The following is a 22,441-nucleotide window of genomic DNA, read 5'->3' as shown; positions in this document are numbered from 1 at the left end:
TTAACGGTCATACCCGTTTTTTAAGAACCGGAACGGTCGTCGTGAAAAAAATTGACGAGCGCGCGAAAAATCGGTACTCTAATAGAGTGTGACACTTTGAGGAGGGCGTAATTATGGAACTGGAAAAGAATTATCGGATTAATTCCCTCTTTGCGTTCTACCAGCCGTTATTGACGACCAAACAAAACAACTATATGCAGTTGTACTATGGCGATGACTATTCCTTGGGAGAAATCGCTGAGGAATTTAACGTGAGCCGTCAGGCCGTCTACGATAATCTCCGGCGGACCGAAAAGATTCTGGAGGCCTACGAGGCCAAGTTGCATCTTTATCAAGAATTTACAGCCAGAAACGACCAGGCCGATGAGATTCAGTCTTACGTCAAGGCGCATTATCCCCATGACGCGGAACTGAACCGACTGGTCGCAGGCTTAGAGAACTTAGAAGAACAATGAAAGTTAGGTGGCAAGTTTAATGGCGTTTGAAGGATTGACCGAACGATTACAGAATGCAATGCGGAAGTTGCGCGGAAAAGGAAAGGTTTCCGAAAGTGACCTGCGAGAGACCATGCGCGAGATTCGACTCGCCCTGTTGGCAGCCGACGTTAACTTTACGGTCGTAAAAGACTTTGTGAAGCAAGTTCGTGAACGGGCGATGGGGGCCGACGTCCTCGAGGGCTTGAATCCAGCGCAACAAATCGTCAAGATCGTTGACGAAGAGTTGACCAAGACCATGGGGGACGAAGCGGTTCCCCTGAATAAAGCACCGAAGATTCCGACAATCATCATGATGGTCGGGTTGCAAGGGGCCGGGAAGACCACCACGGCCGGGAAACTGGCTTTACGGTTGAAGAACGAGGAAAAGGCACGGCCGTTAATGATTGCGGCCGACGTTTATCGGCCAGCCGCGATTGATCAATTAGTCCAGGTAGCTGCGGGAATCGACGTCCCCGTCTTTCAATTGGGCACGGATGTCGACCCCGTGGAAATCGTGCGTCAGGGGTTAGCTCAAGCCGAAGCCAACCATAACGACTACGTGATCATCGATACCGCCGGACGGTTGCAGATTGATGAACAATTGATGGATGAGCTGGCTAATATCAAGGCCTTAGCCCACCCGAATGAAATCTTACTGACGGTAGATGCCATGACCGGGCAAAACGCCGTGGCTACGGCTGAAGGGTTCAACGACAAGTTGGACGTGACCGGGGTCGTCTTGACCAAGTTAGACGGGGACACCCGTGGTGGGGCGGCACTGTCGATTCGGGCCGTGACCGGCAAGCCAATCAAGTTCATCGGGCAAGGGGAAAAGATGACGCAATTAGACGTCTTCCACCCCGACCGGATGGCTTCACGGATCCTGGGAATGGGGGACATGCTGTCCCTGATTGAAAAGACCCAGAAGGAATACGACGCCAAGCAAGCCCAAGAGTTGACTGAAAAGATTCAGGAAAATTCCTTTGACTTCAATGATTTCATTGACCAGATCGACCAGATTCAGAAGATGGGGCCGATGGAAGACTTGATGAAGATGATTCCGGGGATGGCGAACAATCCGGCGATGAAGAACGTTCAGGTCGACCCGAAAGATATGGGACACTTAAAGGCGGTAGTCTATTCAATGACGCCCGCTGAACGGACTAACCCCGACCTCTTGAATCCCTCACGGCGACGGCGAATTGCGGCCGGTTCTGGACGACCGATTCACGAAGTTAACCGGATGATCAAGCAGTTCAACCAGATGAAGAAAATGATGAACCAGATGTCCAAGGGCAACATGTCCGGCATGGAACAGATGATGGGTCAAGCCGGTATGGGCGGCGGTTTGTCCGGCCGGATGCAAAAGATGGCCTTGAACCGGATGTCGCGTCAAATGAAGAAGAAAAAGCGCAAACGGTTGAAGGGCAAACGCCGGAAGAAGTAATTTTCATAGACATTTCACGAAAATTTCGGTATACTCACCTTACAATCATAAGGGAGTAACTGGCAGAATAAAATCTGTGATAATCTCGTCAGCAAGAAGACGTTCCGGGATTACCTTAAATGGTGAGACTTATGTGTGTTCACAAGTATGTGTACGCGCGTAGGTCTCATTTTCTTTTATCCAAAGAAAGTGGGACCCGCGGTACGGCACAGTCATGCAGGAGGAAGAAATATGACGAAAACACCGCTGTATCAGCAACCCATTACCCAGATTTATCAAACGTTAGCCACCACGGAACAGGGATTATCCCCTGACGTGGCGGCCCAACGACTGGCCCAAAACGGCAAAAATGCGTTGAATCAGCAAAAGAAAACCACGCTCATCCAACGCTTTTTAGGTCAGTTCAAGGATTTAATGATCATTGTCTTACTGGTCGCCGCATTGATTGCCGGGTTGACCGGAGAAATGGTCGATGCCGTGATCATTCTGTTAGTGGTGATTCTCAATGCCGTGTTCGGGGTGTTCCAGGAAGCGAAGGCTGAAGAAGCCATTAACGCGTTAAAGGAGATGTCGGCCCCCAACGCGACGATTCGCCGGAACGGAGAAGTTCTGACGGTCAAGAGTGACGAATTAGTGGTTGGGGATGTGGTCTTACTGGAGGCCGGTGACGTGGTCCCAGCTGATCTGCGGTTAGTAGACGTCGCGGGGCTTAAGGTCGAAGAATCGGCGTTGACCGGGGAATCGGTTCCGGTGGAGAAGACCAGTGCGACGTTGACGCAGGACAACTTAGGGTTGGGTGACCGGACGAACCTGGCGTTTATGAACAGTAACGTGACCTATGGCCGGGCGACCGGAGTCGTGATTGCGACCGGGATGCAGACGGAAGTGGGCCGAATCGCGGGGATGCTGGAAGCAGCGGATGAGACGACAACGCCACTCCAGCTCAACTTGATGCAATTAGGAAAAGCGTTAACGGTCCTCATTTTGATTATCGCGGCCGTGGTTTTTGGTTTAGGACTTTGGCGGGGAACGGAGAGCGTGATCGACATGCTGTTAACGGCGATTTCGTTAGCCGTTGCGGCGATTCCAGAAGGGTTACCGGCCATTGTGACCATCACCTTGGCATTAGGGACCCAGCGAATGGCTAAGCGCCACGCGTTAGTGCGGAAGCTGCCGGCTGTGGAAACGTTGGGGAGCACGGACGTTATTGCTTCCGATAAGACGGGAACGCTGACGCAAAACAAGATGACGGTGGAAAAGGTCTACCAAAACGGGCACTTGATGGAAGCCGCCGACCAACCCGTGACGGCGGATGATCCGCTGGCTCGGGTCATGATTCTCAGCAACGATACCCAGCAAATGGCGGACGGCTTAGCAGGGGATCCGACTGAAACGGCGTTGGTTCAATACCAGCTGGACCGTGAATTTCCAGTCGATCAGACGCTGAAGGCCCTACCCCGGGTCGCTGAGATTCCGTTTGATTCAGAACGGAAATTGATGACGACGGCCCACCCGTTGAACGATGGTCGTTTCCTTGTGGCCGTTAAGGGGGCCCCGGATGAATTACTGAAGCGGGTGACCCAGGTGGACTTAGACGGGACTGTGAGTGCGTTTACGACGGCCCAACGGCAAGACGTCTTGGCGGTCAACCATGAGTTGGCGACCCAGGCAATTCGGGTCTTAGGTTTTGCGTACCGAATTGTTGACCAGCTTCCTACTAAGTTGACTACTGAAAATACGGAACAAGAGTTGGTGTTTGCGGGCTTAGTCGGCATGATCGACCCTGAGCGTCCCGAAGTAGCCCAAGCCGTCGCAGAAGCTCAGGCGGCGGGAATTCGGCCCGTGATGATTACCGGTGACCACCGGGATACGGCGGCCGCCATCACGGCGCGGTTAGGCATCATCCAGCCCGGAGAGACCCAGGCGGTCTTGACCGGGGCCGAACTTGACGCGATGGACGATGCGACGTTCCAAAAGCGGGTCGGTGATTATGCCGTCTACGCGCGGGTGGCGCCAGAGCACAAGGTCCGGATCGTGAATGCTTGGCAGAAGCGCGGTAAGGTGGTCGCAATGACGGGGGATGGCGTGAACGACGCGCCCGCGTTAAAGGCTGCGGATATTGGAATTGGCATGGGGATCACCGGAACGGAAGTAGCTAAGGGCGCCAGTGACATGGTGCTGGCCGACGATAACTTTGCGACGATCGTGGTGGCGGTTGAAGAGGGCCGAAAGGTGTTTGCCAACATTCAAAAGGCCATCCAATACTTGCTTTCCGCTAACTTAGGGGAAGTCTTGACGCTCTTCATGATGACCATGTTGGGTTGGCAGATTCTGGCCCCCGTGCACATCCTCTGGATCAACCTGGTGACGGATACCTTACCGGCCATTGCGCTGGGGATTGAACCGCTGGAACGGAACCTGATGAACCGGCCGCCACGTGGTCGGCGGTCGAACTTCTTCTCTGGTGGAGTCCTCAACGGCATCTTGTATCAAGGGTTCCTAGAAGGAGCCTTGACTCTGGGCGTTTACTGGTTTGCCATCACGTATCCGGTGCACGCGGCGTCTGATTTGGCGCATGCCGATGCGTTGACCATGGCTTTTGCCACGTTGGGTCTGATTCAACTGTTCCACGCCTTTAACTCGAAATCGATTCACGGATCCATCTTCAAAGTGGGGCTTTGGCGCAACACCTTCTTTAACTGGGCGATTGCGATTGCCTTTGGGTTACTTGCCATGACGATTTTGATTCCGGGCTTAAACGGGATGTTCCACGTCACGCACTTGGACCTGTACCAGTGGGCAGTGGTCGTTTTAGCGGGTATCTTGATGGTGGTCATTGTAGAAATCGTGAAGTTCTTCCAACGACGCGTGGTAAAATAAGCCTAAACGTTTTAAAAGGAGGAACTTAGCCGTGGCACTCACTTATCCGGAATGTTTACAGGCGATTGAGGTGGTTTTGGCAACCGATAGCGTCCCCACAATCGTGGGTGAGGCGGGTATCGGGAAATCTGCCTTAGTGGCGGAACTGGCTCAAAAACGAGGCGCCAAGTTGTTCACGACGGTGGTTAGTTTGGTTGAAAAGGGGGATCTGGTGATTCCAGTTCCCCCGTTGACCAGCGACTCATTCGTCCAGACGAAACATTTTGGCCGGTTAGCCGACGTTCAGTTTGGCTATTCGCATACCTTGGTCGCCCTGATTCGGCAAGCAGAAGCATACCCAGATCAGGAAATCATCTGGTTCTTAGACGAATTCAACCGGGGGACCCAAGCCGTTCAAAGTGAACTGATGAACCTGGTCTTGCAACGCCAGATCAACGGGTTGCAACTTCCTCAGCAAGTTCATCTGATCTTAGCGGAGAACCCCGATGCAACTATGGCAGGCTTTGCGGCTAGCCATTACGGGGTGACCCCTGGGGATGCGGCAATCGTGGACCGAACCACCCGATTAGTGCTCCAGGCGGATCCCGCAACTTGGTTGACTTGGGCGACGACTCAGGTGGCCGGTGGGCCCCGGGTCAGTCCCTTAGTGACCACTTATCTCACCGAACACCCGGCAGAACTGACCGGAACGGTGACCCAGGCAACACCAGACGATGACCTGCGACCAACGCCTCGGGCGTGGACGCGGGTCTCTGGTCTGTTACGGGAGTTGGACCGCCGTGATCTGTTAGGACAAGCGGCACTGGTGCAAGAGCTTGTCCGCGGGAATCTGGGGGATGCTGTTGGCTCAGCATTTTCAGGGTACGTCCTCGAACACCGGGTAACGTTGACGGTCGCTGAGGCTTATACGGCCCCCGATGCGGTGACCCGGTTTACTCAGCTCACGCTAGCTCAGCAACAGCGCCTGCTGGCCCAGGCTGTGAAATCTCAGCAGGATTGGCCACTGACTACTGGGCGGTGGGCCCAACGCTTTGATGAACTGCTGCGGGTCTGCCCAGCGGATGGTCAGTTTGCAATCGCTCGGGCGATTGCGCAGGCACCAAATTTGTTGGAAGGGCTACAAGCCCAGACGGCAACTGTTCCGGCGGTCGCTAAGCTATATGCGGAACTGACAGCGATTGGTCAGCGGGGCAGTCAGATCGAGGTGTAGTGGGATGCGTAGTTTAACAGCAAGCTTACAACGCCTGGCTGATCTGCCTACTCAGACGCAATCTAGGGCGACGCAGCAGGTGTATCGCGATGCCGTGATGTATCTGTTACGGACGGATCCCTTTTATGGGCGGGTGCTCAGCCAACTGACCCTTAAGCTTTGTTCGGGGTCCGCTGTGCTGGCACTGCGGGCGACGGCTCACGAGTGGCAACTTGTGGTCGATCCTGGACGGTTGGCTCAAGCCGATTGGACGGGGCCACAGTGGTTAGCCATGTTGCGGCACACGGTGCTCCATCTCCTGTGGCAGCATCCGGAGCGGTACGCGGCGGCCCTAAAATCGCCCCATCAGGCGGCGTTGGTTCGCTGGGCAACGGATGCGGCGGTCAACGACTATTTAACGGATTTACCGACGCAGGCGATTACCAGTCGTCGATTGCAGGCGTTGGTGGGACGACCAGTTGCGCGCCGGCAGGATTCTAACGCGTATTGGCAGGTCTTACAGCGCTGGCAACGACAAACTCAGCCGGGCCACGACTTACCGCAGCGGGGGCCAAACAACGCTACAGATGGCCGTCCCGTGGACGCAGCGACTGCGTGGGATGATCACCAGACCTGGACTGAGGCGCCGGCTGGCTCAGCTTTAGAGCGTCAGCAATGGCGCCAGCAGTTGTTTACCACTACTGCTGCGGAACTATCGGCGAAGCAACGCGGAACATTACCCGGTGCCATTCGGGCGGCCTTAGCCGTTGTGCCGGCCCAACGATCGTTAAACTGGCGGGCATTGCTGCAGCGTTATCTGGGACAGGTTCCGGATGGACGCCAGCCCGCTTATGGGCGGTTCAATCGGCGGCAACCTTATCGGATGGACTTACCCGGTCAGGTCGTACAGACTTGGCAGGAGATTCGGGTCTTCGTGGACGAGTCAGGATCGATGGGAAACCAGGAGATTGGCGACTTGTTGGGACAGTTAGCGGGGCTCTTGGCCCTATACCCGGCGTCGATCACGGTCTATCCGTTCGATACGCAGGTCCATCTAGCTGAGCGGTACCAGTTTACGGGGCGGGTCCATGACGTACAACGCGTTGGTGGCGGTGGGACCCGCTTTCAAGCGGTGTTCGATGTTTTACCGCAACTGACGCATCAGGCAGGACAGCTGACGATTATCCTGACCGATGGCTATGGCGAAGACCATGTGACTGGGACCCAATCAGGCAATCTAGTCTGGTTACTGACCAGCCCGGCAACACAGCTGTCGGTGCAGCCGGCACCGGGCGTGGTGATTAGCTTAGCGGATGATCCAGAATGGCAAGCGCAACGGGAGGGATAACGATGACGCAGATGTTAACGGCCACGGAATTACGGGCCTTGATCTTACAGCAGCCGGCTTACCTCAATGCACAGGCGATCTTGGCCGATGATTGGGGTGGCCGGACAACGGCGAACCCACTATATCAGGCACCCATCAGCATTGCGGATCTTCGCTTTGTGCGGGACTTGCAAGCCAGTGGGGTGAGTCCGTTGGTCTTGGATTTCACGGATTACGGGGCGGTTCAGACTTGGATCAGCCAGCATCAGACCTACCTGACACCGAACGTCATCAGCTGGTTACGCCGCCCGTTTGAATAATTTAAAGGTGTAAAGAAAAAACTCTTTACATCATATCCAGAAACTGGTATATTATTACACGTTGAAAGAAATACAGGAGGTGTCTACATGTCAGTAAAGATTCGTCTGAAGCGGATGGGTTCTAAGAAGCGCCCATTCTACCGGATCGTGGTTGCCGATTCTCGGAGCCCTCGTGATGGCCGTTTTATCGAAAACGTTGGGACTTATAACCCAGTTACGAACCCAGCTCAAGTTAAGTTGAACGAAGAATCGATCATGAACTGGTTGAACAATGGTGCTCAACCTTCAGATACGGTTAAGAACTTGCTTTCGAACGCCGGGATCATGAAGCAATACCACGAAGCTAAGTACACTAAAAAGTAGTGATTAGCCATGACCGATTTTAAGGCATTAATTCTTGCAATTGTAAGCCCACTGGTAGAGCATCCGGACGCGTTAGCTGTTTCTATGACAGAGACCGACCGGTTCTACGAGTATCGGTTAGCTGTTCATCCGGACGACGTTGGTCGGGTGATCGGTAAGCAAGGCCGTGTGGCACAGGCTATCCGGACAATCGTCTATAGCGTGCGCGTACAGGGCAATAAACGGGTTCGGCTCATCATTGATGACCAACCAGCAAAGACACTCGAGTGAGGCGGCGACGTTTCCTCGAGTTTTTTGTAGCATATTTTTTAAAACAACGAAGCTAAAAATACCGCTTTACAGCCGGTCACAGCGCGGCATCCGTAAAGCGGCTCACCAAGATAGGAGAAGGATTAATGGCGTACTATACTGTAGGAACTCTGGTAAACACGCACGGCATTAAAGGGGAAGTCCGGGTTGTGGCTACGACTGATTTCCCCCAGAGCCGGTTTGCGGTGGGCGCGACCCTGTTTGCCTTTATGCCGAATCAGCCAACGCCCATTCAACTGACCGTTAAGACGGTGCGTCAACACAAAAACTTTTATCTGCTCAGTTTTGCGGGGCGCCCATCCATTAACGATGTTGAGCGGTTGAAGACGGCGGTCTTGAAGATTGATGATGATCAGTTGCAGGCGGATGACCTGAAGCCGGGGGAATACTACTACCACCAGATTGTGGGCTTATCCGTGGTGACGGAAGATGGGGAACCGGTAGGAACCATTAAAGAAATCTTGTCACCGGGGGCCAACGATGTGTGGGTCGTCGCGCGACCGGGGCAGTCCGACCTACTATTGCCCAAGATCGACCAGGTGATTAAACGGGTCGACTTGGACCAGCATCAAGTGACTGTAGAATTAATGGAGGGATTAGACTAATGCGAATTGACGTCTTAAGTTTGTTTCCCGACATGTTTAGTGGTCCCATGCACGATTCAATCGTAGGTAAGGCCATTGAGAACGGTCATTTAACGATGCCCGTGACTAACTTTCGAGATTATTCGACGAACAAGCACGGCAACGTGGACGATTACCCCTTTGGCGGGGGCGCAGGGATGTTATTACAGCCCCAACCCATCTTTGATGCGCTAGCGGCGACGCAAGCGCAGGCGGCGGCTGAGGGCCTTCCTAAGGGGCGGGTAATTTTGACCGACCCAGCAGGGGTGACCTTTGACCAGCACGTTGCGGAGACGTTTGCTCACGAAGAACACTTGACGTTCCTGTGCGGCCATTATGAGGGCTATGATGAACGGATTCGCCAGCTGGTAACGGATGAGGTCTCTTTGGGGGACTTCGTGCTGACCGGTGGCGAATTGCCGACGATGGTCATGATCGATGCGACGGTGCGGTTGTTGCCCGGGGTCTTAGGCAACGCGGAGTCGGCGCCGGGAGACTCCTTCTCGACGGGCTTGCTGGAGTACCCACAGTACACGCGGCCAGCGGACTTCCGGGGGATGCCGGTACCCGACGTCTTGATTAGTGGGAATCATCAGAAGATCGACGAATGGCGGCTCAAGGAGTCTCTTCGGCGGACTTACTTGCGCCGACCGGATCTGATTGACCACCAGCAGCTGACGCCGTTACAGAAGCGGTTGCTCGCGGACGTACGGATTGAAGAAGAGGAACGACAACATCTGGAGTCAAGAAAATAACCTTTACAGGGGTCAGCAGATATGCTACACTTATTTTTGGCTGTTTAGCCACATAAACAACATTCCGCTGTCGAAACTGAGAATGAATGTTGGCGAAAGGAAAGAATAAATTATGCGCCAAAACCAATTAATTGCTAAGATTAACCAAGCTCAATTACGTGATGACTTACCAGACTTCCGTGCTGGGGATACTGTTCGGGTTCACGCCCGGATCGTTGAAGGTACCCGCGAACGGATCCAATTGTTCGAAGGTGTCGTTATCAAGCGTAAGGGTGCCGGTGTCCAAGCGACCTACACTGTTCGTAAGATCAGTAACGGGATCGGTGTGGAACGGATCTTCCCATTACACTCACCACGTGTTGCTAAGATTGATGTTGTTCGTCAAGGTAAGGTTCGTCGTAACAAGCTTTACTACTTACGTGACCTTAACGGTAAGGCTGCGCGGATTCCAGAACGTCGTCGCGGCTAATCAACAACACACAAAAAACACCAACCCTTGTGGTCGGTGTTTTTTTGTGCCCAATTTTTAGTTAAGGTTCTTCTTAATGTAATCGGCGGAAGCCTGCAGCTTGTCGAGTTCGTCTTGTGGTAGGTTTAAAGTGATCTGTTGCTCAACGCCTTGACGACCGATAATGGCCGGGTAGGAGAGGTAGGTGCCATACTCAGCGCGGTAGTTGGAAATGGGAAGTTCCTCGTGGGCGTCGTTGATTACGGCCATCGCTAAGCGAACGGCAGCGGTCGAGACCCCATAGTTGGTGTAGCCCTTGCCGTTAAAGACGGTGAAGCCACCCATCCGGACGTCTTCGTTGATCTGCTCGAGGTCTAAGCCTTGCTTGGCGGCCAGGTCCGCAACGGGTTGATCTAGGACTTTGACGGTGGACCAGGCGGTGAATTGGGAGTTTCCGTGTTCGCCCAAGTTATAGCCTTCAACGGAGCGGGGATCGACGTGGAAAGCCTTACCGACGGCGCGTTTCATCCGGGCACCGTCCAAGAGGGTCCCGGTCCCGATGACCCGTTCCTTAGGCAGTCCAGTGAGTTCTTGATAGAGGGAGGTCATGACGTCATTGGGATTGCTGATGACGACTAAGGTCCCGTTGAACTTGGTTTGCTTGAGCTCGTTAGCGACAACTTTGACGTCGTCACCGGTAGGTTTGAGTTCGGCAAAACGGTTGGGATGATCGCCCCCTAGGAGTTTGATATGCCCCACAGAAGAGATTACGACGTCCGCATCGTCTAATTGGTGATAATCGTTGACGTAGATGTTGGTGTGGTAAGGCAGGTTCGCCATGGCGTCTTCGAAGTCCAGGGCATCGGCTTGGACCTTCTTCAGATTCTGGTCGATGAGCACCAGTTCATCAACGAAGCCTCCCGCGACAATGTAGTGTGCGCAAGCTGCTCCGACGTTGCCCATGCCAATAATGCCAATTTTTCTAGTCATTGAAGCCACTCCTCATAAACAAAATTTTTATACATGAAACCACTTTCATTATACGCTTGATTTTTGGTGGGTTCGAGGGGGAGAGGGGATATTGACGGACTTTGCGAAAACAAATTTTATGGTTAGGGGAAAAAAGTTGTCAAGACGTCTTTTTCTTAAATGTGGGGTCAAGAAAAGTGAGTATTTTCCTGAATTTAAGCGCAGAGACGAGTATACTTTTCTGGGTAGGAACCACAAGATAGTGTGACTGATCAAAAAAGTACAACTGTATATAGTGATTTGTGCGATTATACAGCTATATTTGACCGTTTATACAAAAGTGATGTTTTACACAATCAGGAGCGTTAAACGGGTTTCGGTACTTATTTGTTTTTTGTCAAAATGGGACTATTTTGAAATGTGATGTCAAAATAGAGATAGCGCTGGTATAAAAAAGCGCTAAGTTTGTCAAAATATTGGCTGTGTGGTTAATTTTGCCATGGTAGGATAAAGTTTGTAAGAAAACGATTACAAAACAGACTTAGGAGGTCACATGATTATGCAAGCGGGTGTTGTGAGCGAATTAAGTTTTATAAGTGAGTTACATCCGCTAACGGTGATGGGCTACTTTATTGAATTATTTACGCTACTATTACTGTTTAATCACCTAATTCTAGTAATAGGGATATTTATTTCACTTATTGGTATTTGCTGTTTCTATTTTGACTCTCAAAAGGTCCGCCGGCTACTAATTAGTAGTTTAAGTTTTATGGGTATTATCTTTGTGTTCAATCTTGTCTTGAATCAGACGGGTAGACGGTTAGTTTGGCAGTGGCACTTTATGAATTGGGAATTTAATTTAACCGAATCGGGCGTTATCTACGGATTAACTATGGCTTTATCGTTAGGAGCTATGATTGTTGCGTTTGTATGGTTCAACGGCGTCATGACGATTCCTAAGATAAGTTACATATTGTTTCCAATAGTACCGCGTTTGGCAATGTTATTGACTATTTCTTTACGGTTGGTGGATTTATTTGTTCAGAAGATGGAGCGGTTAGTGATGCTGCAAAAAAATCGTAACATCATCATTAGTGAAGGGAGTTTTCGTCAGCGGCTTAAGAGTACTGGACGACTATTGCGAATTGTTTTGATCGATGGTGTTTCTGATTCAATGGAGACGGCGGTGTTAATGGAAGCTCGTGGTTTTGGTGCTCGGAAACGGAGTCAGTACCAGCGTTTTGGCTTCCAAATAGCAGATGGCATCTTTTTAGTCGTGGCGACGGGATTATTTGGATTACTAATCCTAGCACGGTTACAAGGATGGGGGTGGACGAGCGACGTGGTTATGGTGCAGTGGCAACGCGCGCATGACTGGTCACTAGTCGGATTGTTAATTGTTTTTATTGGATTACCACTCATTGGGGAAGGAGGATACCGATTATGGGCCAACTAATACGAATAAATAAATTAACCTTTAGCTATCCAGGCACAAAGAAACTAGCATTAGAAGATATTCAGTTTTCGATTCAAAAAGGGGACTTTTTGGTTTTAGCGGGAACCACCGGAAGCGGTAAGACGACCTTATTAAAACAACTAAAGCAAGAGCTATTACCGGCAGGGCAAAAAACGGGACAGGTTCTATATAAGGGGCAAGCGATTGCAGACTTAGAGCAAACGAGTAGCGCACAAGAAATTGGGTTTGTAGCTCAGAATCCGCAGACGCAACCCATTATGGCAACGGTTATTGAGGAGCTGGCTTTTCCATTGGAAAACTTGGGCTACTCTAATGAAGTTATTAATAGTCGGATTGCAGAACTGGCTAATTTTTTGGGACTAGATAAGTTCTTGACACGGTCTATTAAGACGCTATCGGGTGGACAAGTTCAGCTGGTAAATCTTGCATCGGTCTTAGCACTTAAGCCGGAAATAATTCTTTTAGATGAACCGACAGCCCAGTTGGATCCGACTACTGCTCAGAATTTTTTGAACGTGTTGCGTCAAGTACATGATGAATTAGGAACGACCATTGTTTTAACCGAACACCGGTTGAGTCGGGTGTTAGGGCTGGCTAACCGATTAATTGTTTTGCAAGCAGGTAAACTCCTTTGCGATGGGAGTGTGTCTGAGGGCCTACGTAAAATGGCAAAAATGCCAGAGCTATCTGAGTTTGTACCGCCTATTCCGCACTTTTTTTTACAACATAGAATACCTGTAGCAACTTTACCGCTCTCTATTCCAGCTGGGCGTCACTTATTGGCAGCTAGTGGTGAGAGGTTCAGGTTGAAACGGAATTTAACACCACAATTAGTATCTCAAGGGGAACGTTTATTGGCGGCTAAAAATATCACACTAGATTTTAACGGTCATGTGGTGTTACGACATCTAAATCTGGAATTATATCAAGGAGATTGGTTGGCAATTATTGGAAAAAATGGTTCTGGTAAATCAACGCTCCTGTCGGTATTGGCCGGCCTGTTAAAACCGCAACACGGTAAAGTTCGGTTGAAAAATCAAGTTGTTTGGAAGTTATCCAATCAACTTCGTTTGCAAAAAATTGCGTATCTTTCTCAAAATCCACTTGAACAATTTGGTGGAAAAACTGTTCGTGAAGAATTGGAAGCTCAGAATCGCTTAGCAGACGAGCCATTCACGACGCAACAAATGGTAGCGCTTATGACTGAATTACAGTTAGCTGATGTGGCCAATCATAATGTTTTTGATCTTAGTGGTGGTCAGCAGCAGCTCTTGGGACTCGGAATTTGTTTGGTGACGCGGCCTAAAATCTTGTTATTGGATGAGCCCACTAAGGGGCTTGATCCAGTGACTAAGGGTAAACTGAGTACTATTTTGCAACGTGTACATGCGCAGGGGATGACCATTGTGATGGCTAGTCATGATATGAATTTTTGTGCGCGGTATGCGAAACAATGTACGTTCATGTTTAACGGACAAGTTAATCCGCCAGTAACTAGCCGCCAATTTTTTACTCAAAACTTTATATTCACAACGGCGATTAATCGGTTACTGGCAAATCAGGTGCCAACGGCTTTATTTGCCGATGATGTGACGAGACTTATGACGGTGAAAGGAGGTGAACAAAGTGACGACGCGCAGAATCGGCTGGCTTAGTCCCTTGATTATTGCTCTGGTTGGTATGGCAGTCTTATTGGGATTACTGCTGTTATTTAAAGGAAAGCACTATTTGTGGTTTAGTTTTGGATGTCTAGCTTGCAGTATTTTGCCGGCTTATTGGCGGTTCGAACGTCAGCAAATGGGGACGCGGTTATTAGTGTTTCTAGCTGTGATTGTTGCATTAGGTGTTCTGGGAAGGGTCCCGTTAGCGGCTATTCCCAATGTTCAGTTAACAAGTTTTGTAGTACTGGTCAGCTCGGTAAGTTTAGGGCCTGAACTGGGCTTTGTTTCTGGGTCGACGATGGCGTTAGTTTCTAATCTATTTTTAGGTCAAGGTCCTTGGACCCCTTGGCAAATGTTGGCTTGGGGTGTGATGGGGTTATTAACGGGATTATTTCGGAAGAGCACACTTAAAGACCAACCTTGGTGGATGGTTATTTGGGGTGCCTTGTGGGGATTATGGTTCGGCTGGATATTGGACTTGTGGTACGCCTTAGCGTACGTTCATCCGTTACGACCCGCTAGTTTCTTCTTATCCTTTGCATCTAGTTTTCCGTTTGATGCACTGCATGCAACAACGAATGCGATTAGTATTTTAGTGTTGTATCGACCTTGGCATCGACTGATGGATCGTTTGATTTTAAAGTACAAAATTCTATAAAAAGGGTGATTGTTAATGTTTAGTACGAAAAAAGTAATGGTAGCCACAATGACGACGATTTTAGCTTTAGGAGCCTTAGTACCAGTGGCGGATGCAGCTGGTGTAAAGAGTGCTTCTAAGAGTTATCAAACTGGTAAGCAAAAGAAAGCTTATACATATGCTAAAAAAATGTTAAAGCAAAATAAAGACGGGTTAACGACTAAGGGAAAGATGTTTAGTACGGCGTACCCTACGACCGGTGCGGCTTCGGGGTACTCAGATTTTCTACTGGGTTTGAAAAAGCAAGGATACAAGTTTACTAAGAGTCAAAAGAAGTTAGTTAAAAAGAATTTGGTAGTCTCTACGAAAAGTGATCCGGCCACTTTGGCAACTGCGATTATTGGATTACAAGCAATTGGTGTTAATCCAACTAAGTATAAGCCAGCTGGTGCTAAGAAGTCTCTGAATCTAGTTAATACGTTGTATAAGAAGTCGATGACGAAACAGACGGTTAACGTTCAGAGTCAAACTTTAATTGCAGTTTCTTCTAATAAGACGTTTAAGAAGCCAAGTAAAGCTGCTTTCTCCAAAACATCACTCAGTAAGCGTATTGCGAAGAATCAACAATCGAATCATGGTTGGGCTTACAATAATACGGTTGCCAGTGTTGATAGTGATACAACGGCAATGGCAGTGACGGCCCTAGGTATGGGGAAGAGCCATAACGGAGTAGTGACTAAAGCAGCCAAGCAAGGTCGTAACTATTTAAAAAAGAATATTTATAAGAGTGGGGCGTTTGGTTATACCTACAATGGTAAGGAGAATCCAAATGCCAACTCAACAGCAGAAGCGATTATTGCTTTGTCAACTAATAAAGCGACTGCAAAACTGATTAATCAGAAAGCGATTAAGTCTGCTCAAAAGGCCACGCCATTGCGTAACATGTTAGGGTATGTTCAACATGCTGGCACCATTAAAGGTGCTTACAGTATGACTTTGGCTTATGGACAAGTCAGTGTAGCAATGGCCGCTTACCATAATGGAAAGTATACGAATAAGTTTGTCTATCAATTTAAATAATGACGTCTTACGGAGGTTAAAGTATGAAGAAGCAGGCGGGGATTATCATTGCGATTGCTGTTACCCTTTTAACGATAGGTACGGCATTTGTCATTCAGCATTATGCGAGTGCTAGTCAGCCGGTGGCTGAACAAACAGTTAATTCGTCGGCTATATCGCGAAATGATCACTATTCTGCAAGCAGATCGACGAGTTCATCGGTTACATCACAGGCACGCCATTCCGTTAAGCAGGTAACGAAGCAGTCGGCAAGACATAAGACGATTCGTGAAAGAAACGGAAAACAGTTGACTAGGCAGAGTAAGGCGCAAACCGTAGTTCCGACCAGAAAACAAGCTTCTTCGGCATCATCTAAGCCTCAAGCTAAGGCAACATCGCAAGTAACGACCAAGCAACCCACTAAGACAACTACGTCTAGCCAGCATGCATCTGAAGCGGTGCACCTTACTGTTAGTGGTTATAAGAAGATTTTTTTTGATGGAACGGTTAAAATTAATCGGCATTCAACGGCATTTTCAGTTCTCCAAGCCTCAAAATTAAAGATCAGCTATCAAAATGGTGTTGCCGTTTATGTAAGTAGTATTAATGGTTTGGCAGAAAATGACGTTAAGGTTGGTAGTGGTTGGAAATTTAAAGTCAATGGTAAGTTTATTGATAAAGGGGCCAACAAGGAGCCGGTCTCGAATCATGATCGCGTACATTGGTACTTTACGACTAAGGGCTATTAAGGGGTGGCGAGATGAAACGGGCAATGTTTGTTGGTGCTATTGGTTGTGGCAAGACAACGTTATTGCAGCGACTAAATCGTCTTACAATTCACTACAATAAAACCCAATCAGTAGAGTTTTTCAAGAATATTATTGATACACCAGGGGAATTTATTGAACATCGTCGGATGTATACTAATATTGCAACCACAGCGATGGATGCGGATGTTGTGGTACTATTGCAGAGTGCTACGGATCAACGCCTAATTTTCCCAGAAGCTTTTAGTACGATGTTTGGACGCCCGGTAGTAGGGGTTGTTACTAAAATTGATTTAGTGACGACGTTGGATCAATTGAAGTGGGCAGAAAAACAGCTTAAGGAAGCAGGAGCTCAGCGAATCTTTGAAGTGTCTGCTTTGAAAGGCTTACAACTGGATGAATTCCAAGCTTATTTAGAAAAGAAATAGTCGGTTAATGGAAGGGTATCTCAGACGTGCATCGTGTGCGTTGAGGATGCCCTTTTAAGGTTTTTAAAGGTGAAACAAAATAACATAAAAGCGCTTACATTATCCTGTTATTTTCCTTTAAATTAGTAAATACTTGTTTAAGTAAGGCTAATTTAAGATAAAAACGGCATAGATCCCTATGCTACACTAAAAATCGAGGCTGTTGAATAAATAAAACGATAAGGCAGGTGTTTTAAAATGGATGGTTTTATTGGTGAGTTTTTTGGAACGTTGATTTTAATCGTTTTAGGTGCCGGAACCTGCGCCAGTGTTAATTTAAAAAAGACGTATGGTCAAGGTTCAAACTGGACGTACATATCCGTAGCTTGGGGATTAGCGGTGACAATGGGTGTTTATGTCGGGGGTGCGTTAGGCTCAGATGGTCATCTAAATCCAGCTGTGACGATTGGATTTGCTGCTTTTGGTTTTTTCCCATGGAGTGAAGTGATTCCGTATCTATTAGGACAGTTCTTGGGTGCTTTTGTAGGTGCCGCAATTGTTATTATTCATTTTTACCCCCACTTTAAAGCTAGTAAGAGTGAGTCAGAGGGAAACCAGGTGGGGATTTTTGCTACGCGACCTGCAATTTATAGCCCATTTTTAAACTTTATGTCCGAATTGATTGCCACTTGGGCGTTTGTTTTCATTTTATTGAATTTAGGAGATTTTACGCAAGGCTTAAAGCCATTTATCGTGGGAACTTTAATCACGGTTGTGGGGATGGCACTGGGAACAACAACTGGATTTGCATTGAATCCGGCACGTGATTGGGGCCCGCGATTAGCTTATTCGGTTTTGCCGGTACCTAACCGGGGTAAGACACATTGGGAATACGCCTGGGTACCAATGTGTGGACCAATTGTCGGTGGCGTTCTTGCCGCTGGGTTGCAGGTTTTGTTGAAGTAAGAATACGATGTTGGTAGATGTATGGGGGATATATTCTGCGTATCAATTGCAAAAGATGATCCAATGGTCGGAGGTTTCCAACCATTGGATCATCTTTTTAACACTATTTACTTTGAGAGTCCTGGGAATAATCCGTATAGACCCATTGAATCACTGACTTATCGTTGGCAGACGTTTCATCAGCGGATTGCAAAGGCTGCTGGCCATCTACTGTGTAAACCCATCCACGGTTTCCGTCAGTGTCTCCTAGGTCACCAATCCGATTGACGTAGGTCGTTCCGTCAGTTGAATCGGCAAGGTATTTGATGTGATTGGACTTAAAGAAGTCTTTGGAGACATCATAGACACTTTCGCTATTTTCCCAGTCTAATTTCCTAGGAATGGTGTAAATTTTTTGAATCGTATGATTTCGTTGGCGAAATTCTGAGGGAGTTAAGCCAGTCTTACGTTTAAAGATCTTTGTAAAGTAACTGGTTTGGGAGAATCCAATTTGATTAGAAATCTGCTGAATTGTATCAGTTGATAGGGCTAACTTTTCTTGAGCTAGAGCGACTTTTTGATTGTTAACGTATTCTACAAAGTTAACGTGCAGATACTTTTTAAAAAGTCGACTTAGATAAGAGGGAGATAAAAATGCCTTTTGAGCCACTTCGTTTAGGGATAAAGACTGTTGAATATTTTGGTGAATGTAGTCAACGGCTAGAGTGATGCTACGACTAGCGGCATCCCGATCGTCTAGCTGGTCGAGTTTCATAGCACGAGTTGGTTGAGAAGACTTAGTTGGCATCATGGCAGTTTGGTGGTTACCAAAGAAGTCATGAAGATAGTTGATCTGACTAACCTGATCGGAAGTTAAGGGTTCCCAGACTTTGACGGTTCCTAAAGTTGGGGTGTCGATAATTTCATTCATAATATTTTGTAAGTAGCTTTGTGATAAGAAGAGTCGTTTCTTCGAAACATCAGTTGTTTCGCAAAGAACTGCTCCCCAAAGTTGCTGATTGAGACTAACGGGGAAGACGGCATAATTTTCAAAGGTTTCGTCGACCAGCGTACTCTCAATTGCCTCAGCGTTGAGGTAAACAAAATCATCAGCGAGTAAGATACCGCTAAACCCAAAAAACATCGTTTTGATCTGGGTCAGGCTGGTAAATGTTGCCAAAGAATGGGCTAAAGATCGGTAATCTTCCTGCTTTGGTGAATAAGTGAGCATTATATTTCTCCTCCTACTAAGCAAATAATCTATTGATGAATATATTGTCCCCGCAACAAATAAAACGCTATCACAGAAATAGTTTAACTAAATAATAATATGAAATCAAGCGCATTTTTTCGCACACTTTGTATATATCCGCACTTTAAGTACTATCTCGTAACTAACCACAAATTATTGTCAGAGATATCTAGTTATTGTTAAAAATAGTGATAGCCGGCTTTTATACAATGAAGACGTTTTCAAAAACCGCCATGCAATTTAGTGAGCTAGGCTTGTGGGTTAGTTAACTAGATTGTTTGGTAATAACTGGAGGTATTGTCATGGAACAAGAAGCACTCGGTTTAATTGAAACGAAGGGACTCGTCCCTGCCATTGAAGCTGCTGATTCAATGGTAAAAGCTGCTAACGTTGATCTGATTGGTCAAGAAAAAATTGGTCATGGTTTAGTAACGACCATGGTTCGTGGAGATGTTGGTGCCGTTAAAGCGGCCGTAGATGCAGGGGTTGCCGCTGCTGAAAACATTGGCGAAGTTTTATCGAATTACGTCATTCCACGTCCACATACCGATGTTGAAAAAATCTTGCCCCAAAAGAAGTAATGATTATTTGGGTGTCTAGATGATGGTGCAACAACAGTTAATGAATCGAATTTTAACTGAACTTCTGCAACAGGGGATGACGCTTCCGGCGTCATCTTCTCAATCATCGGGAGGAATAATGATGGATAATTTCTTAAACTCAACCAGCGTAGTTCCTGAATTCGTGGGGGCTAGTCAGACTGGTGACACAATTGGAATGTGTATTCCCAGTGTGGATGCAATTTTATTGGATCATCTGCATGTCTCCAAGAAATTTACAGTTATTGGGGTATTAAGTTCCCGAACGGGAGCTGGTCCACAGATTATGGCGATGGATGAAGCCGTTAAGGCTACTAATACTGAAGTCATTGATGTGGAATGGCCCCGTGATACGAAGGGAGGCGCAGGACACGGTGTTCTAATTCTCATTGGAGGGTATGATCCTTCTGATGTTCGTTCTGCTATTCAAGTGGCACTGGACAATTTAAGCCGAACCTTTGGTGATGTTTATAATTCTGCTGCAGGACACTTGGAACTTCAATTTACTGCACGTGCAGCCGGTGCTGTACATATGGCATTTGGGGCTCCTGAAGGGAAAGCTTATGGCTTGATTTGTGGAGCACCTTCAGGGATCGGGGTTGTTATGGCCGATACCGCAATCAAGACAGCAGGTGTTGATGTCTTATCGTTTGCTTCGCCGAGTCATGGTACGAGTTTTTCTAATGAAGGTACGGTTCATATTAGTGGAGACTCTGGTGCGGTGCGGCAAGCTGTGATTGCTGGTCGCGAAGTTGGACTGAAGCTACTAGCGCAGTTAGGCGAAAAGCCAGTTGCTGATTTTCCGTCTTACATTCGCTAGAGAGGAGGAACTTTAATTGAAACGTCAAAAACGCTTTGAAGCACTTGAAAAACGTCCCATTCATTTAGATGGATTTGTTAAAGAATGGCCTGAAGAAGGTTTTGTTGCCATGATGGGGCCTAATGACCCTAAGCCAAGTATCAAGATTGAAAATGGCAAGGTTACTGAAATGGATCAAAAACCTGCCAAGGATTTTGATCTGATTGATCTGTACATTGCTAAGTACGGAATCAAGTTAGAAAATGCCGAAAAGGTCATGGCAATGGATTCCACTAAGATTGCCAATATGTTATGTGATCCGAACGTTGGTCGGGATGACATTATTGCCCTGACGACCGCGATGACACCAGCGAAGGCCGAAGAAGTCATCAGCAAGTTGAACTTCGCGGAAATGATCATGGCCACCCAAAAAATGCGGCCACGGCGGACACCAGCGACGCAATGTCACGTGACGAATATTCGGGACAATCCAGTTCAAATCGCAGCTGATGCGGCCGATGCTGCATTACGGGGATTCCCAGAACAGGAAACGACAACAGCCGTTGCCCGGTACGCACCACTGAACGCCATCTCACTGTTAGTTGGAGCTCAAACTGGTCGTCCTGGGGTCATCAGTCAATGCTCCGTTGAAGAAGCTGCTGAGCTGAACTTGGGGATGCGAGGCTTCACCGGTTACGCCGAAACCATTTCTGTTTACGGAACTGACAAGGTCTTTACCGATGGTGATGACACGCCTTGGTCTAAAGGATTTTTAGCATCTTGCTATGCTTCTCGTGGATTGAAGATGCGGTTCACCTCTGGTTCCGGTTCCGAAGTCATGATGGGCTACACCGAAGGCAAGTCCATGCTGTACTTGGAATCACGTTGTATCTTCATTACCAAGGCATCCGGGGTTCAAGGCTTGCAAAATGGTGGTGTTAGTTGTATCGGGATTCCTGGATCCGTCCCAGGTGGAATTCGTTCCGTCTTGGGCGAAAATCTCTTGTGCATGATGCTTGACCTTGAATGTGCTTCCGCCAATGACCAAGCTTTCTCACACTCTGATATGCGTCGGACGGAACGGCTCTTAGGTCAATTCATTGCCGGAACCGATTATATTTCTTCCGGTTACTCTTCCACGCCAAATTACGACAACACGTTCGCTGGGTCGAACACAGATGGCTTGGACTACGATGATTACTATGTCATGGAACGGGACTTAGCCATTAACGGTGGAATTCATCCTGTGACTGAAGATGCCATCATTAAGGTTCGGAACAAGGCGGCCAAGGCATTACAAGCTGTTTTTGAAGACCTGGGTCTACCCAAAATCACCGATGAAGAGGTTGAAGCAGCGACCTACGCGAATACGTCGAAAGACATGCCTGACCGAAACATGGTTGAAGACATGAAAGCTGCTCAAGATTTGATGGATCGTGGAATCACCGCCGTTGATGTGGTCAAGGCCCTTTACAACCACGGATTTAAGGACGTTGCCCAAGCCGTCTTAGACCTACAAAAGCAAAAAGTTTGTGGAGATTTCTTACAGACGTCTGCCATCTTTGATGAAAATTGGAACGTCATTTCCGCCGTTAACGATGCCAATGACTACCGAGGTCCTGGTACAGGTTACCGGTTGGAAGAAGATACCGATGAATGGGAACGGATTAAGAACATTCCGTTTGCCATCGATCCACAGCACATGCAACTTTAGTCCGTAAGGGGGTTAACA

Annotated in this window: 23 protein-coding genes; 21 read left to right on the top strand and 2 right to left on the bottom strand. The window is 48.1% G+C overall.

The window, feature by feature from the left end; all coding sequences use genetic code 11:
- Positions 1-113 precede the first annotated feature (113 nt).
- The 11 genes from FD30_RS02070 (at position 114) to rplS (ending at position 10,158) form a co-directional block, all read left to right on the top strand.
- Positions 114-455: a putative DNA-binding protein gene (locus FD30_RS02070; RefSeq protein ID WP_024746450.1), complete on the top strand. Its 342-nt coding sequence runs from the start codon at positions 114-116 to the stop codon at positions 453-455.
- 19 nt (positions 456-474) lie between these two features.
- The gene (gene ffh, locus FD30_RS02065; RefSeq protein ID WP_056943708.1) at positions 475-1,923 is read left to right on the top strand and encodes a signal recognition particle protein; all 1,449 of its coding nucleotides are present in this window, start codon (positions 475-477) and stop codon (positions 1,921-1,923) included.
- A 231-nt stretch (positions 1,924-2,154) separates the two neighbouring features.
- Complete coding sequence (locus tag FD30_RS02060) at positions 2,155-4,803, top strand: cation-translocating P-type ATPase (protein WP_056943707.1); 2,649 nt, start codon at positions 2,155-2,157, stop codon at positions 4,801-4,803.
- Between the two features lie 31 nt (positions 4,804-4,834).
- Positions 4,835-6,013 (top strand): ATP-binding protein, encoded by a 1,179-nt coding sequence (locus tag FD30_RS02055; RefSeq protein ID WP_056943706.1) that lies wholly within the window; start codon positions 4,835-4,837, stop codon positions 6,011-6,013.
- A 4-nt stretch (positions 6,014-6,017) separates the two neighbouring features.
- Positions 6,018-7,340, top strand: coding sequence for a vWA domain-containing protein (locus FD30_RS02050; RefSeq protein ID WP_056943705.1), 1,323 nt, complete (start codon positions 6,018-6,020; stop codon positions 7,338-7,340).
- A 2-nt stretch (positions 7,341-7,342) separates the two neighbouring features.
- The gene (locus tag FD30_RS02045; protein WP_056943704.1) at positions 7,343-7,639 is read left to right on the top strand and encodes a hypothetical protein; all 297 of its coding nucleotides are present in this window, start codon (positions 7,343-7,345) and stop codon (positions 7,637-7,639) included.
- Between the two features lie 87 nt (positions 7,640-7,726).
- Positions 7,727-8,002, top strand: coding sequence for a 30S ribosomal protein S16 (gene rpsP / locus FD30_RS02040; protein WP_024746444.1), 276 nt, complete (start codon positions 7,727-7,729; stop codon positions 8,000-8,002).
- Between the two features lie 9 nt (positions 8,003-8,011).
- Positions 8,012-8,272 (top strand): KH domain-containing protein, encoded by a 261-nt coding sequence (locus FD30_RS02035; RefSeq protein WP_024746443.1) that lies wholly within the window; start codon positions 8,012-8,014, stop codon positions 8,270-8,272.
- Between the two features lie 125 nt (positions 8,273-8,397).
- Complete coding sequence (gene rimM, locus FD30_RS02030; protein ID WP_056943703.1) at positions 8,398-8,916, top strand: ribosome maturation factor RimM; 519 nt, start codon at positions 8,398-8,400, stop codon at positions 8,914-8,916.
- Positions 8,916-9,689: a tRNA (guanosine(37)-N1)-methyltransferase TrmD gene (gene trmD, locus FD30_RS02025; RefSeq protein WP_056943702.1), complete on the top strand. Its 774-nt coding sequence runs from the start codon at positions 8,916-8,918 to the stop codon at positions 9,687-9,689. Before rimM ends, trmD begins: the two co-directional genes overlap by 1 nt.
- A gap of 112 nt (positions 9,690-9,801) precedes the next feature.
- Entirely contained in the window at positions 9,802-10,158 is a 357-nt protein-coding gene (rplS, locus tag FD30_RS02020) for a 50S ribosomal protein L19 (RefSeq protein WP_024746440.1), read from the top strand.
- Positions 10,159-10,215: 57 nt separating this feature from the next.
- On the opposite strand, the gene FD30_RS02015 is transcribed toward rplS, so the two are convergent.
- Positions 10,216-11,127 carry an L-lactate dehydrogenase gene (locus tag FD30_RS02015; RefSeq protein ID WP_056943701.1) on the bottom strand — a complete coding sequence of 304 codons (912 nt, stop codon included), beginning with the start codon at positions 11,125-11,127 and terminating at the stop codon, positions 10,216-10,218.
- A gap of 538 nt (positions 11,128-11,665) precedes the next feature.
- Between FD30_RS02015 and FD30_RS02010 the strand changes: the two genes are divergently transcribed.
- The 7 genes from FD30_RS02010 to FD30_RS01980 all read left to right on the top strand — a co-directional run bounded on the left by FD30_RS02010 (position 11,666) and on the right by FD30_RS01980 (position 18,080).
- Positions 11,666-12,562, top strand: coding sequence for an energy-coupling factor transporter transmembrane component T (locus FD30_RS02010; protein ID WP_056943700.1), 897 nt, complete (start codon positions 11,666-11,668; stop codon positions 12,560-12,562).
- Positions 12,550-14,238, top strand: coding sequence for an ABC transporter ATP-binding protein (locus FD30_RS02005; RefSeq protein WP_056943699.1), 1,689 nt, complete (start codon positions 12,550-12,552; stop codon positions 14,236-14,238). The genes FD30_RS02010 and FD30_RS02005 overlap by 13 nt, the downstream gene beginning before the upstream one ends.
- Positions 14,239-14,263: 25 nt before the next feature.
- Entirely contained in the window at positions 14,264-14,902 is a 639-nt protein-coding gene (locus FD30_RS02000) for an ECF transporter S component (RefSeq protein ID WP_056943771.1), read from the top strand.
- Positions 14,903-14,917: 15 nt separating this feature from the next.
- Positions 14,918-15,961 carry a prenyltransferase/squalene oxidase repeat-containing protein gene (locus tag FD30_RS01995; protein ID WP_056943698.1) on the top strand — a complete coding sequence of 348 codons (1,044 nt, stop codon included), beginning with the start codon at positions 14,918-14,920 and terminating at the stop codon, positions 15,959-15,961.
- Positions 15,962-15,984: 23 nt separating this feature from the next.
- Positions 15,985-16,689, top strand: coding sequence for a DUF4430 domain-containing protein (locus FD30_RS01990; RefSeq protein WP_056943697.1), 705 nt, complete (start codon positions 15,985-15,987; stop codon positions 16,687-16,689).
- Between the two features lie 11 nt (positions 16,690-16,700).
- The gene (locus tag FD30_RS01985) at positions 16,701-17,135 is read left to right on the top strand and encodes a EutP/PduV family microcompartment system protein (RefSeq protein ID WP_056943696.1); all 435 of its coding nucleotides are present in this window, start codon (positions 16,701-16,703) and stop codon (positions 17,133-17,135) included.
- A 237-nt stretch (positions 17,136-17,372) separates the two neighbouring features.
- Complete coding sequence (locus tag FD30_RS01980) at positions 17,373-18,080, top strand: MIP/aquaporin family protein (protein WP_056943695.1); 708 nt, start codon at positions 17,373-17,375, stop codon at positions 18,078-18,080.
- Between the two features lie 103 nt (positions 18,081-18,183).
- Here FD30_RS01980 and FD30_RS01975 read toward each other — a convergent pair whose 3' ends face one another.
- Positions 18,184-19,290, bottom strand: coding sequence for a helix-turn-helix domain-containing protein (locus FD30_RS01975; protein ID WP_056943694.1), 1,107 nt, complete (start codon positions 19,288-19,290; stop codon positions 18,184-18,186).
- A 323-nt stretch (positions 19,291-19,613) separates the two neighbouring features.
- On the opposite strand from FD30_RS01975, the gene FD30_RS01970 reads away from it, so the two are divergent.
- The 3 genes from FD30_RS01970 to FD30_RS01960 are packed head-to-tail and all read left to right on the top strand — an operon-like array spanning position 19,614 to position 22,423.
- A complete protein-coding gene (locus FD30_RS01970; protein ID WP_056943693.1) occupies positions 19,614-19,892 on the top strand; it encodes a BMC domain-containing protein in 279 nt (92 codons plus the stop codon).
- Positions 19,893-19,911: 19 nt separating this feature from the next.
- Positions 19,912-20,730: a propanediol utilization microcompartment protein PduB gene (pduB, locus tag FD30_RS01965; protein ID WP_082604774.1), complete on the top strand. Its 819-nt coding sequence runs from the start codon at positions 19,912-19,914 to the stop codon at positions 20,728-20,730.
- A gap of 16 nt (positions 20,731-20,746) precedes the next feature.
- Positions 20,747-22,423: a propanediol/glycerol family dehydratase large subunit gene (locus tag FD30_RS01960; RefSeq protein WP_056943691.1), complete on the top strand. Its 1,677-nt coding sequence runs from the start codon at positions 20,747-20,749 to the stop codon at positions 22,421-22,423.
- The last annotated feature ends 18 nt before the right edge of the window (positions 22,424-22,441 follow it).

Source organism: Levilactobacillus namurensis DSM 19117 (assembly GCF_001434785.1).
Taxonomy (GTDB): Bacteria; Bacillota; Bacilli; order Lactobacillales; family Lactobacillaceae; genus Levilactobacillus; species Levilactobacillus namurensis.
The sequence above is the reverse complement of the archived record's forward strand: the minus strand, read 5'-3'. Positions and strand labels throughout refer to the sequence as shown.